General features: G+C 73.0%; 11 protein-coding genes. 7 read left to right on the plus strand and 4 right to left on the minus strand.

Going from position 1 to position 12,874, the window contains the following annotated elements; translation table 11 throughout:
• Positions 1-3: 3 nt before the first annotated feature.
• Positions 4-903 (minus strand): phosphoserine phosphatase SerB, encoded by a 900-nt coding sequence (gene serB / locus EJK16_RS02865; protein ID WP_370275899.1) that lies wholly within the window; start codon positions 901-903, stop codon positions 4-6.
• Between the two features lie 101 nt (positions 904-1,004).
• Entirely contained in the window at positions 1,005-2,246 is a 1,242-nt protein-coding gene (locus tag EJK16_RS02870) for a glucose-1-phosphate adenylyltransferase (protein ID WP_127126151.1), read from the minus strand.
• Positions 2,247-2,393: 147 nt separating this feature from the next.
• Here EJK16_RS02870 and glgA point away from each other — a divergent pair, with 147 nt between their 5' ends.
• Positions 2,394-3,626 carry a glycogen synthase gene (gene glgA, locus EJK16_RS02875; protein ID WP_127126153.1) on the plus strand — a complete coding sequence of 411 codons (1,233 nt, stop codon included), beginning with the start codon at positions 2,394-2,396 and terminating at the stop codon, positions 3,624-3,626.
• Positions 3,627-3,712: 86 nt separating this feature from the next.
• On the opposite strand, the gene EJK16_RS02880 is transcribed toward glgA, so the two are convergent.
• Positions 3,713-4,534: a hypothetical protein gene (locus tag EJK16_RS02880; RefSeq protein ID WP_127126155.1), complete on the minus strand. Its 822-nt coding sequence runs from the start codon at positions 4,532-4,534 to the stop codon at positions 3,713-3,715.
• 125 nt (positions 4,535-4,659) lie between these two features.
• On the opposite strand from EJK16_RS02880, the gene EJK16_RS02885 reads away from it, so the two are divergent.
• From EJK16_RS02885 to EJK16_RS02910, 6 genes are all read left to right on the plus strand, one after another.
• Positions 4,660-5,463, plus strand: coding sequence for an ABC transporter ATP-binding protein (locus EJK16_RS02885; protein ID WP_127126157.1), 804 nt, complete (start codon positions 4,660-4,662; stop codon positions 5,461-5,463).
• Between the two features lie 158 nt (positions 5,464-5,621).
• Complete coding sequence (locus EJK16_RS02890) at positions 5,622-6,071, plus strand: NfeD family protein (RefSeq protein WP_127126159.1); 450 nt, start codon at positions 5,622-5,624, stop codon at positions 6,069-6,071.
• Positions 6,072-6,094: 23 nt separating this feature from the next.
• Complete coding sequence (locus EJK16_RS02895; RefSeq protein WP_205739571.1) at positions 6,095-7,441, plus strand: SPFH domain-containing protein; 1,347 nt, start codon at positions 6,095-6,097, stop codon at positions 7,439-7,441.
• A 193-nt stretch (positions 7,442-7,634) separates the two neighbouring features.
• Entirely contained in the window at positions 7,635-9,386 is a 1,752-nt protein-coding gene (locus EJK16_RS02900) for an ABC transporter ATP-binding protein (RefSeq protein ID WP_127126161.1), read from the plus strand.
• Positions 9,383-11,341: an ABC transporter ATP-binding protein gene (locus EJK16_RS02905; protein ID WP_127126163.1), complete on the plus strand. Its 1,959-nt coding sequence runs from the start codon at positions 9,383-9,385 to the stop codon at positions 11,339-11,341. Before EJK16_RS02900 ends, EJK16_RS02905 begins: the two co-directional genes overlap by 4 nt.
• Complete coding sequence (locus EJK16_RS02910) at positions 11,338-12,204, plus strand: RNA methyltransferase (protein ID WP_127126165.1); 867 nt, start codon at positions 11,338-11,340, stop codon at positions 12,202-12,204. Before EJK16_RS02905 ends, EJK16_RS02910 begins: the two co-directional genes overlap by 4 nt.
• 147 nt (positions 12,205-12,351) lie before the next feature.
• On the opposite strand, the gene EJK16_RS02915 is transcribed toward EJK16_RS02910, so the two are convergent.
• On the minus strand, positions 12,352-12,747 hold the full coding sequence (locus tag EJK16_RS02915) for a nitroreductase family deazaflavin-dependent oxidoreductase (RefSeq protein ID WP_127126167.1): 396 nt from the start codon (positions 12,745-12,747) through the stop codon (positions 12,352-12,354).
• Between the last annotated feature and the right edge of the window lie 127 nt (positions 12,748-12,874).

A 12,874-nucleotide genomic window follows, 5' to 3' on the forward strand; every position in this document is an offset into this window, starting at 1 on the left:
CGGCTACAGCCCCAGCAGGCCGAGCACGGCGTCGAGGCGGGGGAAGGTGACCGCGGCGTCGGCCTCGGCCTGCACCACCGGCTTCGCGCAGAAGGCGACGCCCAGGCCGGCCGTCCCCAGCATGTCGAGGTCGTTCGCACCATCGCCGACGGCGACCACCCGCTCCAGCGGCACGCCGTCCGCGGCTGCCCACTCGCGCAGGTGCGACTCCTTGGCGGCGCGGTCCACGACGGCGCCCGACGTGCGGCCGGTGAGTCGTCCGCCGTCGACCTCCAGGACGTTCGCGACCATGTGGTCGATGCCCAGCGACTGCGCCAGGGGGGCGACGACCTCGGCGAACCCGCCGGAGACGACGCCCACCCGGCCGCCCGCGGCGTGCACGCCCACGATCAGCTCCGCCGCGCCGGGGGTCAGCCGCACGGCGGCGCGGACGTCCGCGAGGACCGCCACGTCCAGCCCGGCCAGGGTCGCGACCCGGTGGCGCAGGCTCGCCGCGAAGTCGAGCTCGCCGCGCATGGCGCGCTCGGTCACCTCGGCGACCTCCGCGCGGGTCCCCGCATGCTCCGCGAGCAGCTCGATGACCTCGGCCGTGATGAGGGTGGAGTCCACATCCATGACCAGCAGCCCGGGCCCGGCGGCGGCGAGCGGGCCCGCCGTCACGGCCGTGTCCACGCCCAGGGCGGTGGCCGGGCCGCGCAGCTCGGCGCCGACCGCCTCCACCCGCGCGCCGGGGCGCGGTGAGCCGGTCACCGCGAGGCCGAACCAGCCCTCCCGCGAGGTGTCGGTGACGACGACGCCGTCGGCGACGCGTCCGACGAGTGCGAGCGCGTGGCGCACGAGCGTCTCTGGGACCGGGCGTGGGGAGACGAGGCCCGCGCGGAGGACGGTGTCGGGGAAGGTCACGCGCGGCAGCCTACGGTCTCGGGCGTGGGCGACGACGGCGGCGTCCGCGGCGGCGCGGGGCGGCGGGCGGGCGCGACGACGGCGCGCGCCCGCCCGCCGGCTCAGCGGGTGACGACCTTGCCCTTGGGCACGACGGTGATGCCGGACTCCGTCACGGTGAAGCCGCGCTCCAGGTCGCGCGCGCGGTCGAGCCCGATCTGCGCCCCCTCCTCGACGCGCACGTTCTTGTCGAGGATGGCCCGCGAGACTGTCGCGTTCCGGCCGATGTCCACGCCGTCGAAGACCACGGAGTCACGCACCGAGGACCAGGAGTTCACGCGCGTGCCGGGGGAGAGCACCGAGCCGACCACCTCACCACCCGAGACGATCACGCCGGGGGAGACGAGCGAGTCGAGCGCGTGCCCGAGGCGCTCGCGGTGGCCGTAGACGAACTTCGCCGGAGGCAGCCCGGTGTAGCCGGTGAACAGGGGCCACGCGTCGTTGTAGAGGTTGAAGACGGGGAAGACGGAGATGAGGTCCTGGTGCGCCTCGTAGAAGGCGTCGACCGAGCCGACGTCCCGCCAGTAGTTGCGGTCGCGGTCCGTCGAGCCGGGGACGTCGTTGAAGGTGAAGTCGTACAGCCCGGCGGCGCCCTGGGCGACGAAGGCGGGCACGATGTCGCCCCCCATGTCGTGCTTGGAGCCCTCGTCCTTGGCGTCCCGGCTGACGGCGTCGATCAGCGCGTCGGCGTCCATCACGTAGTTGCCCATGGAGGCGAGGAACTCCTCGGGCGAGTCGGGCAGCCCCGGCGTGTCCTTCGGCTTCTCGATGAAGGCGCCGATCTTGTGCGGGTTGGCCTCGTCGGCCTGGATGACCCCGAACTGGTCGGACATCGACACCGGCTGCCGGATGCCCGCCACGGTGAGGGGGAACCCGGAGTCGAGGTGCTGCTCGACCATCTGGGAGAAGTCCATGCGGTAGATGTTGTCCGCGCCCACGACCACGACGATGTCGGGGCGCTCGTCGTGGACGAGGTTGAGGGACTGGTAGATGGCGTCCGCGCTGCCCAGGTACCAGTGCTTGCCCACCCGCTGCTGCGCGGGTACGGGAGCGACGTAGTTGCCCAGGAGGTTGGACATCCGCCACGTCTTGGCGATGTGGCGGTCCAGGCTGTGCGACTTGTACTGCGTCAGGACCACGATGTGGAGGTACCCGGAGTTCACGAGGTTCGACAGCGCGAAGTCGATCAGCCGGTAGATACCTCCGAACGGCACCGCGGGCTTGGCGCGGTCTTCCGTGAGCGGCATGAGCCGCTTGCCCTCGCCACCCGCGAGGACGATGGCCAGTACGCGTGGGGCTACCATCCCCTGACCATATTGCCGCGCGCCGTAACCGGCGAGCGAACGGCAACAAGTTGCACGATGTTAGGGAGATCACGCCCGGCAGGGCATGCTGAGGCGTCGCACCGAAGCGGCAGCCCGGCTCGCCGGGTCGAGACGAGAGGACCAGGTATGAGGGTCGACCTGCTCACCCGTGAATATCCACCGCATGTCTACGGCGGCGCCGGCGTCCACGTCACGGAGCTGGCACAGGTGCTGCGCAAGAGCATCGACGTGTGCGTGCACGCCTTCGACGGGCCCCGGCTCAACGGCGACTCGACCAACGCGGCCGAGGTCCCGGTCACGGGGTACGACTACCTCCCCGAGCTCCAGCACGCGAACGCCGCCCTGCGCACGTTCGGCGTGGACCTGCAGATCGCGGCCAACCTCAAGGGCACGGACCTCGTGCACTCGCACACCTGGTACGCGAACCTCGCCGGCACCCTCGGCGCCCTGCTCAACGACGTGCCCCACGTCCTCTCCGCCCACTCCCTCGAGCCGCTGCGGCCGTGGAAGGCGGAGCAGCTCGGCGGCGGCTACGCCCTGTCGAGCTGGGCCGAGCGCACCGCCTACGAGGGCGCCGCGGGGGTGATCGCCGTCTCCGCGGGCATGCGGGCGGACATCCTGCGCTCCTACCCGCAGGTGGACCCTGCCAAGGTGCACGTGGTGCACAACGGCATCGACCTCACCGGCTGGCGCCGGCCCGAGACCGAGGAGGAGAAGGCGGCCGCCGAGGTCACGCTCGCCCGGCTCGGCGTCGACCCCACCCGCCCCACCGTCGTCTTCGTCGGCCGGATCACCCGCCAGAAGGGGCTGCCCTACCTGCTGCGCGCCGTGGAGCTGCTGCCGCCCGAGGTCCAGCTCGTGCTCTGCGCGGGCGCCCCGGACACGGCCGAGATCGCCGCTGAGGTCACCGGGCTCGTCGAGGCCCTGCAGGACAAGCGCAACGGCGTGGTCTGGATCGAGGAGATGCTGCCGCGCCCCGAGCTGGTCGCGGTCCTCGCCGCGGGCACCGTGTTCGTCTGCCCGTCGATCTACGAGCCGCTCGGCATCGTCAACCTGGAGGCCATGGCCGTGAGCCTGCCGGTGGTGGGGTCCGCGACCGGCGGGATCCCCGAGGTGGTCGACGACGGCGTCACCGGCACCCTCGTCCCGCTCGAGCAGCTGGCCGACGGGACGGGCACCCCGCTGGACCCGCAGGCGTTCGAGCACGACCTCGCCGAGGCGCTCACCGCGATGGTGTCCGACCCCGAGCGGGCCGCCCGGATGGGCGAGGCGGCGCGGCGCCGCGTGGAGGACCACTTCTCCTGGGACGCCATCGGCCAGCGCACGATCGAGGTCTACGAGGCGGTCCTGAACCGGTAGCGGGACGCCGCCGGTCAGGCGGCTGACCGGTCCGTCGGGTGCCGGGCCGGTCAGGCGGCTGACCGGTCCATCAGGTGCCGGGCCGGTCAGGAGGCGGGGCGCGTCGCGCTCGCGGCGCACAGCGCGTGCCGCGCAGAGCGTTCCACGCGGGAGAGGGCGGCGCGGCGCTGGTGCGCCTGCGCCGCCGTCACCGCGCCGCCGTCGTCGCCGATCGCGAGGTCGACGATCGCCAGGACGCGCGCGGCCCGCTCCAGGACGTCCAGGCGGCGCGGGTCCAGACCCTGCGGCAGCAGCCGGTCCGGCACGGTGGCGAGCGACAGGTCGAGGAGATGGTCGGCGACGTCGGGCCGGTCGCGGGCGACGTCGAGCGCCTCGAGCACCTCGACGGCCTCGGTGAGCGCCCACTGGATCTCCCGCCGGGCGCTGGACAACGAGTCCACCCCGGCGAGCAGGAGGCTCGGGGCGGGCAGGAGGTCGGTGATGTCGTCGTCGACGGTCCACGTGACCAGCTCGCCCGGCTCCAGGAAGCTGCCGTAGCGCAGGCGCGTGGGCACGAGGACGCCGCAGGCCTCCGAGCCCCCGACCGGGCGGCGCACGAGCACGCCCTCGCCGGCGTCGAGCAGGTCCGCCGAGCGCATCGCCGGGGCGCCCATCGGGTCGCCGGGACGCGGCAGGATCGCCGCCGCCTCCTCGACCGGGACGAGCATGGCCAGCACGTCGGCGAGGGACTCGCCGGCGCTGTGCGCGGCGGCCGTCGGTGCCGGGCCCCGCCGGTGCACGAGGTGCGGCTCGTCGGTGCCGGTCACCGCCGCGGCGGCGCGCTGGGCGCTCGCGCCGTCGCCGACGGCGGGGAGCCACAGCGCCAGCGTGATCGACGCCGGGAGCTCCAGGATGGCAGGACCGGACATGGTCACCACGATACGAGGTGACCACGTCGGTGAACGCCCGTCCTGGCGCCGGTGCGCACGCGCCAGGACCCGCCCGTCGGCGTGCGCGCGCCGGACGGGCAGCCAGGTGTTCTAGGGTCGTGGGTATGGGTGATGTGCTCGAACTTGCCGAGGTCTCCGTGCGCCGGGGAGCCAAGACCATCCTCGACGGGGTGGACTGGTCCGTCAACGAGGGCGAGCGGTGGGTGGTCCTGGGCCCCAACGGCGCCGGCAAGACCACCGTGATCCAGCTCGTCGCCGGCCGCCTGCACCCCACGTCGGGCGCCGTGACGATCATCGGCGAGCGGCTCGGGAAGATCGACGTCAGCGAGCTGCGCCCGCTGGTCGGCCTCGCCTCGGCGGCGCTGGACCAGCGGCTGCCCGCCGGCGAGAAGGTGCTCGACGTCGTCGTCACCGCCTCCTACGGCATCACCGGGCGGTGGCGGGAGCGCTACGAGGAGATGGACACCGGGCGCGCCCAGGCGCTGCTGGACGCCTTCGACGTGGGCCACCTCGCCGACCGGACCTACGGGACGCTGAGCTCCGGGGAGCGCAAGCGCGTGCAGATCGCCCGCGCCCTCATGCCCGACCCCGAGGTGCTCCTGCTCGACGAGCCCGCCGCGGGGCTGGACCTCGGGGGCCGCGAGGAGCTCATGCGCGCCCTGGCCGAGCTGGCCGGCGACCGTCGTTCCCCGGTCATGGTCCTGGTGACCCACCACGTGGAGGAGATCCCGCCCGGTTTCACCCACGCGCTGCTGCTGCGCGGCGGCACCGTGGAGGCCGCCGGCCCCATCGAGGAGGTCATCACGCCGCAGCACCTCTCGCGCGCGTTCGGGCTCGAGCTCGAGGTGGAGCGGCACCGCGACCGGTTCAGCGCCCGCGCCAGCCACGCCGCGCTGCCGGCGGTCTGAGGACCGGGCGCCACGCCGCAGGTATCGGCCCTGCACCCGCCGGAACGGCGGGAAGTGTCCGTCCCGCGTGCCGCCAGCCGGTAGGATCAATCTCACAACATCTGTATCGGCGCACGTCGCAGGCGTGACGGGAGCGTCCGGGCGAGGAGAGTGGACCGATGGCCTGGCTCTGGTGGCTCGGGGCGGCGCTGGTGCTCGGCGTGGTCGAGCTGCTCACCGTCGACCTCATCTTCCTCATGTTCGCCGGCGGGGCGCTGGCCGGCGTGGCCGTCGCCCTGCTCGGCGCGCCGCCGTGGATGCAGGCCCTGGTGTTCGCGGGCGTCTCGATGGTGCTCCTGCTCGGCGTGCGGCCGTGGGCCAAGCGGATGCTCGAGCGCTCGACGCCGGAGACGCGCACGAACGTCGACGCGCAGATCGGGCGCGAGGCCACCGTGCTGATGGACGTCACCGACCGGGCGGGTCGCATCAAGCTCGTCGGCGAGGTCTGGACCGCGCGCGCGGCGCACCCGGGGACCGTCCTGCCGGTGGGCACCACGGTGCGGGTGGTCCGCATCGACGGCGCGACCGCCGTCGTCGAGGCCACCGCGGACACCTCTTTGTTCAGCTGACCGGCCATCTACGAGAGGCAACCATGTTCGAGAGCGTGGGCGGGATCGTCCTGACGATCATCCTGATCCTGCTGGCCATCTTCGTCATCACCGCCATCTGGCGGTCGGTGCGGATCGTGCCCCAGGCCGTGGCCCTGATCGTGGAGCGGCTCGGCAAGTACCAGACCACCCTGAACGCGGGGCTGCACCTGCTGATCCCCTTCGTGGACCGCGTCCGGGCGGGCGTCGACCTGCGCGAGCAGGTGGTCTCCTTCCAGCCCCAGCCGGTGATCACCTCCGACAACCTCGTCGTGAGCATCGACACCGTCCTGTACTTCCAGGTCACCGACCCGAAGTCGGCGACCTACGAGATCGCCAACTACATCACCGGCATCGAGCAGCTGACCGTGACGACGCTGCGCAACGTCATCGGCTCGATGGACCTCGAGCAGACGCTGACCAGCCGCGACCAGATCAACGGGCAGCTGCGCGGCGTGCTCGATGAGGCCACCGGCCGCTGGGGCATCCGCGTCAACCGTGTCGAGCTGAAGTCGATCGACCCGCCCCAGAGCATCCAGGGGTCGATGGAGCAGCAGATGCGGGCCGAGCGCGACCGCCGCGCGGCGATCCTCACCGCCGAGGGCGTCAAGCAGTCCCAGATCCTCACCGCCGAGGGCGAGAAGCAGTCCGCCATCCTGCGGGCCGAGGGGCAGGCCCAGGCCACCATCCTCAAGGCGCAGGGCGAGTCCCGCGCCATCCTCCAGGTCTTCGACGCCATCCACCGCGGCGACGCCGACCCCAAGCTGCTGGCCTACCAGTACCTCCAGACCCTGCCGAAGATCGCCGACGGGACCGCCTCGAAGATGTGGGTCATCCCCACCGAGTTCACCGCGGCGCTCAGCCAGATCACGTCGGCGTTCGGCGGCCCGGACGGCATGGCGCGCCCGGGCAACGGCCGGGGCGACGGCCCGACGGGCGCACGGGCCGACGTCGGGCAGGCCGACGAGCTGGCCGAGGGCCTGCGCGAGACCAGCCTCCAGGACCCGAACGAGGCCCTCGCCGAGGCCCGCAGCTCGGCCGAGCGGGCGACGTCCGAGGCCACCAGTGCGGGTGTGGCATCCGGGGTGCCCTTCTCGAGGAGTGCCGCCCGCGGTCAGCGCCCCGCCGAGGAGGAGGCCACCCCCGAGGAGCGCCGGTCTGCGTCCCGGGCGCGCATCGACGAGGCACTCGCGGCGGGCAGCGACCAGGCCCGGCGTGAGGTCCGGCGCAAGGCGGACGAGCTCAGCGAGCAGCAGCCGGACACCTCCCGGTTCGCCCCGCCCGAGCCCGGCCCGACCGACGACGCCCCCGGCGGCGCGGGCCCGGACGGGCCCGGCGCGCCGCGTCCCTGACCGCCTGGAGGCTCCGGCACACCGCATCCCCGACCGCCCGGTCGGGGGCCGATCCCCGCGACCGGCCGTCCGGGCCGGCGGGCTCCCGCTCATGAGCGCGGAGCCCGCTCGCCGTGTGGTGACCGGCCGGGGCGGTGACGCCTAGAATGGACAGTCGCCCGCTCTGGTGCGGCCGGCGAGACTGGTAGGTCCCATGCTCCTGAAAGTCCTGAGGCACTTCCTGCGCCCCTACCGGCGGGACGTCGCGCTCGTGGTGGTGCTTCAGATGGTCCAGACCATCGCCGCGCTTTCCCTGCCCAGCCTGAACGCCGACATCATCGACCTGGGCGTCGTCACCGGCGACACCGGGTACATCTTCCGCACGGGCGGGGTCATGCTCGCCATCACCGCGGTCCAGGTGGCCAGCGCCATCGCCGCCGTCTACCTCGGCGCCCGGACCGCCATGGCGGTGGGCCGGGACATGCGCGCATCGGTGTTCGACCGCGTCCAGCGGTTCTCCCTGGCGGAGATGGGCCGCTTCGGCGCCCCGTCGCTCATCACCCGGTCGACGAACGACGTCCAGCAGGTCCAGATGGTCACGCTGCTGACCTTCACGATCATGGTGATGGCGCCGATCATGATGGTCGGCGGCGTCATCATGGCGCTGCGCCAGGACGTCGAGCTCTCCGGCCTGCTCGTCGTCATCATCCCGGTGCTCGTCGCCGTCATGGGCTTCGTGGTCGTCCGGATGCGCCCGCTCTTCCAGCAGATGCAGGAGCGGATCGACCGGATCAACCTCGTGCTTCGCGAGCAGATCGCGGGCGTCCGCGTCATCCGGTCCTTCAACCGGCAGCCCACGGAGCGCGAGCGGTTCGCGGACGCGAACACCCGCCTCATGACCACCGCGCTGGGGGTGGGGCGCCTCATGGCGCTGATGTTCCCCGCGGTTCAGGTCATCATCAACGCCTCCTCGGTCGCGGTGGTCTGGTTCGGTGCCGTGCGCATCGACGCGGGGGACATGCAGGTCGGCTCGCTCATCGCCTATCTCAGCTACCTCATGCAGATCCTCATGTCGGTGCTCATGGCCGTGATGATGTTCGTCATGGTGCCCCGCGCCGAGGTCAGCGCAGGGCGGATCCGGGAGGTCCTCGCCACCGAGCCACAGATCGTCGCGCCGACCGCCCCCGCGGCCCTGCGCGAGCCCAGCGGCAACGGCACCCGGGGGCTCGTCGTCGAGCTCGACGGGGCGACGTTCGGATACGCCGGGGCCGAGGCGCCCGTGCTGCACGACGTCGACCTGCGCCTGGAGCCGGGACGGACGACGGCGGTCATCGGCGCGACCGGCTCGGGCAAGTCCACGCTGGTCAACCTTGTGCCCCGGCTCCTCGACGTCACCGGCGGGACGGTCCGCGTCGGCGGCCTCGACGTGCGCGACCTCGAGCCGGGGGACCTGCGCGAGCGCATCTCCCTCGTGCCCCAGAAGGCCTACCTGTTCGGGGGCACGATCGCCTCGACGCTGCGGCACGGCCGGGCCGGCGCCACCGACGAGGAGCTGTGGGAGGCCCTCGAGGCCGCCCAGGCCCGCGACTTCGTCGAGGCGCTGCCCGACGGTCTGGCCGCGCCGGTGGAGCAGGGCGGCACGAACTTCTCCGGCGGGCAGCGCCAGCGCCTGGCGATCGCCCGAGCGCTCGTGCGCCGGGGGGACGTCTATCTCTTCGACGACTCCTTCTCGGCCCTGGACTACGCGACGGACGCCCGGCTGCGGGCCGCCCTGCCGAGGGCGACCGGCGGCGCGACCGTGCTCATCGTCGCCCAGCGGGTCGCCACCATCCGCGACGCGCACCAGATCGTGGTGCTCGACGACGGACGGATCGTCGGCACCGGCACCCACCACGAGCTCATGGAGACCAACGAGACCTACCAGGAGATCGTGCTTTCGCAGCTGAGCGCGGAGGAGGCGGCATGAGCGGGCACGGACCCGGGGGGCGCGGGCCCGGCGGCCTCGGCGGGCCGGGCATGCCGCCCGGCCAGAAGTCGGCCCACTTCGGCGCCTCGCTGCGCCGGCTGCTGACGGTCCTGCGGCCGGAGCGTGCCTGGATGGTCCTGGTGGTCCTCCTCGGCGCCGCCGGCGTCACGCTGCAGGTCCTCGGCCCCAAGCTCCTCGGCGACGCCACGAACATCGTGTTCGAGGGCGTCGTCGGGCGGATGCTGCCCGCGGGCACCACCCAGGCCCAGGCCGTCGCGGGGCTGCGTGCCGCCGGCGAGAACCGGCAGGCAGACATGCTCAGCGGCATGGACGTCGTGCCGGGGCAGGGCGTCGACTTCCACGCCCTCGGCTCGATCGCCGTGACCGTGCTGGCGGTCTATCTCGTCGCCGCCGTCCTCATGTGGGCGCAGGGCTTCATCCTGGCCTCCGTCGTCCAGCGCACCGGGTTCCGCCTCCGCACGAACGTCCAGGCGAAGATCGACCGGCTCTCCCTCAGCCACCTGGACTCGCAGTCCCGCGGGGACGTGCTCTCACGCGCCACCAACGACATCGACAACGTCACTCAGAGCCTGCAGCAGACGTTCTCCCAGCTGATCACGTCGCTGCTCACGGTCATCGGCGTGCTCGTCATGATGTTCTACCTGTCCTGGCACCTCGCCCTCATCGCGCTGGTGACCGTCCCCGTCTCCGCCGTGATGACGATGGTCATCGCGAAGCGGGCCCAGCCGCACTTCGTCGCGCAGTGGAAGGCCACCGGCGACCTCAGCGGGCACGTCGAGGAGGCCTTCACCGGCCACGAGCTCGTCACGGCCTTCAACACCCAGGACGTGTTCACCGAGACGTTCGACGCCGAGAACGACCGGCTCTACCGGGCGAGCTTCAGGGCCCAGTTCATCTCGGGCACGATCATGCCGGCCATGGGCTTCGTATCGAACCTGAACTACGTCCTCGTCGCCGTCGTCGGCGGCCTGCAGGTGGCCTCGGGCGCCCTCTCTCTCGGCGCCGTCCAGGCGTTCATCCAGTACTCGCGCCAGTTCAGCCAGCCCCTGGGGCAGCTGGCGTCGATGACGAACCTCGTCCAGTCGGGCGTCGCCTCGGCGGAGCGGATCTTCGCGCTCATGGACGCCGAGGAGGAGTCGGCGGACGCGCCGGACGCGGCACACCCGCGTCCGGTGCGCGGCCGGGTGGAGTTCTCCGGCGTCAGCTTCCGGTACGAGGCCGACACACCGCTCATCGAAGGCCTGGACCTCGTCGCCGAGCCGGGGCAGACGGTGGCCATCGTGGGCCCCACGGGCGCCGGCAAGACGACGCTCGTCAACCTGCTCATGCGCTTCTACGAGATCGACGGCGGGGCGATCGTCCTCGACGGCGTCGACACCCGGCAGATGAGCCGGCACGACCTGCGCGACCAGATCGGCATGGTGCTCCAGGACACCTGGCTGTTCAAGGGCACCATCGCCGAGAACATCGCCTTCGGCCGCGCGGGCGCCACCGAGGAGGAGGTCCTCGCGGCGGCGCGCGCCACCAGCGTCGACCGCTTCGTGCACTCCCTGCCGGCCGGCTACGGCACGGTCATCGACGACGAGGGCGGCGGCGTCTCCGCGGGCGAGAAACAGCTCATCACCATCGCCCGGGCGTTCCTGTCCGACCCGCAGATCCTCATCCTCGACGAGGCGACCAGCTCCGTCGACACCCGCACCGAGGTGCTCGTGCAGCAGGCCATGGCCGAGCTACGCAAGGGCCGCACGAGCTTCGTCATCGCCCACCGGCTCTCCACGATCCGCGACGCCGGCCTCATCCTCGTCATGGAGAACGGCCGGATCGTCGAGCAGGGCACGCACGCCGACCTGCTCGAGGCGGGCGGGGCGTACGCCCGGCTGTACGAGTCCCAGTTCGCGGCGCCCGCGGCGCCCGTGGCGGCCGACGGCGCATGAGCCTGATCCGCATCACGGACCCCCACGACGACCGGCTCGGCGACTACTTGGGCCTCACCGACGTCGCGCTGCGCTCGAAGCACGAGCCCGAGAAGGGCCTGTACATCGCCGAGAGCGCGAACGTCATCAGCCGCGCCCTCGAGGCGGGGCACCGGCCGCGCTCGTTCCTCATGGCCGAGAAGTGGCTGACCTCCATGGGCCCGGTCATCGCGGCGGCCCCCGCCAGCGGGGGCGCGGCGGACGGCGGCCCGGACGTGCCCGTCTTCGTCGCCGACGAGCCCGTGCTCCGCGCCATCACCGGTTTCCACCTGCACCGCGGGGCACTCGCGGCGATGCACCGCCCGCCCCTGGCGGGGGTGCGGGAGCTGCTGGTCGGCGCGCGCGGCGGCGCGGGGGCGCGGCGCGTGGCGATCCTCGAGGACATCGTCGACCACACCAACGTCGGCGCCATGTTCCGCAGCGCGGCCGGGCTGGGCGTCGACGCCGTGCTGGTGACGCCCCGCTGCGCGGACCCGCTGTACCGGCGGTCGGTCCGCGTCTCGATGGGCACGGTGTTCCAGGTGCCGTGGACCCGCCTGACCACCTGGCCCGGGGCGATCGAGAAGCTGCACCAGGTCGGGTTCACCGTCGCGGCCCTCGCCCTGTCGGACGACTCGGTGAGCTTGGACGAATTCGCCGCGTCGCCGCAGGTGACGGCGCCCGACTCCAGGCTCGCGCTGGTGCTCGGCACCGAGGGGGACGGGCTGGCGCGCGCCACGGTCGAGGTCGCCGACGCCGTCGTGCGCATCCCGATGGCGGGCGGCGTGGACTCGCTCAACGTCGCGGCCGCCTCCGCCGTCGCCTTCTGGGCCACCCGGGTCTAGGGCGCTGCGCCAGCCGCTGCGGTGAGGGATCGCTGGCATATGAGCGTCAAATCCTCACCAGGGCCGGTAGGCGCCGTGGCAAGTTGGCGCGGCGGCGAGGCGGGCCGGCCGGGTCAGTGGCGGGCCGCCCGGCCGTCGACGGCGGACCTAGCCGGCGCCCCCGGGTCTGACGGCGAAGACGATCGAGTCGGTCGTCCGGGTGAGCCGGAGGATCTGGCGGACCACGGGAGGCGCCCACGGGACCGACGGGTCGTGGACGAGCCGCGGGTCGACTAGCTCGACGCGGCGGCCCCGCGTGACCACGGTGCAGCCCCCGGCCGCCAGCACGTTGCGCACCCAGTCCGTGTGCCGGCCGTACGTCAGGGCGACCCGGTAGCCGGCGCCCTCCCGGAAGATGTTGACCGGGATCGTGTACTCGCGCCCGGAGTGCCGGCCGCGGTGCGTGAGCATGGCGAACCCGGGCAGGCGGGGGGCGACCAGCCCCAGCACGCGGTTGAGGAACACGCGGTTCGCGCGGGCGACACTGCGAGGCAACGGGCTCATCGCGCTCCTCCGGCTCCGGCGGCGTCCTCGCCGCCGCCTCCAGAGTAGGACGCCCGGCCCGTGCGCCGTCATCCGCGGGCGCGCCGTCGGCCCGTGCGCCACCCGCGGGCGCGCCGTCGGCCCGTGC

This window comes from Georgenia sp. SYP-B2076 (assembly GCF_003991205.1).
GTDB lineage: Bacteria > Actinomycetota > Actinomycetes > Actinomycetales > Actinomycetaceae > Georgenia.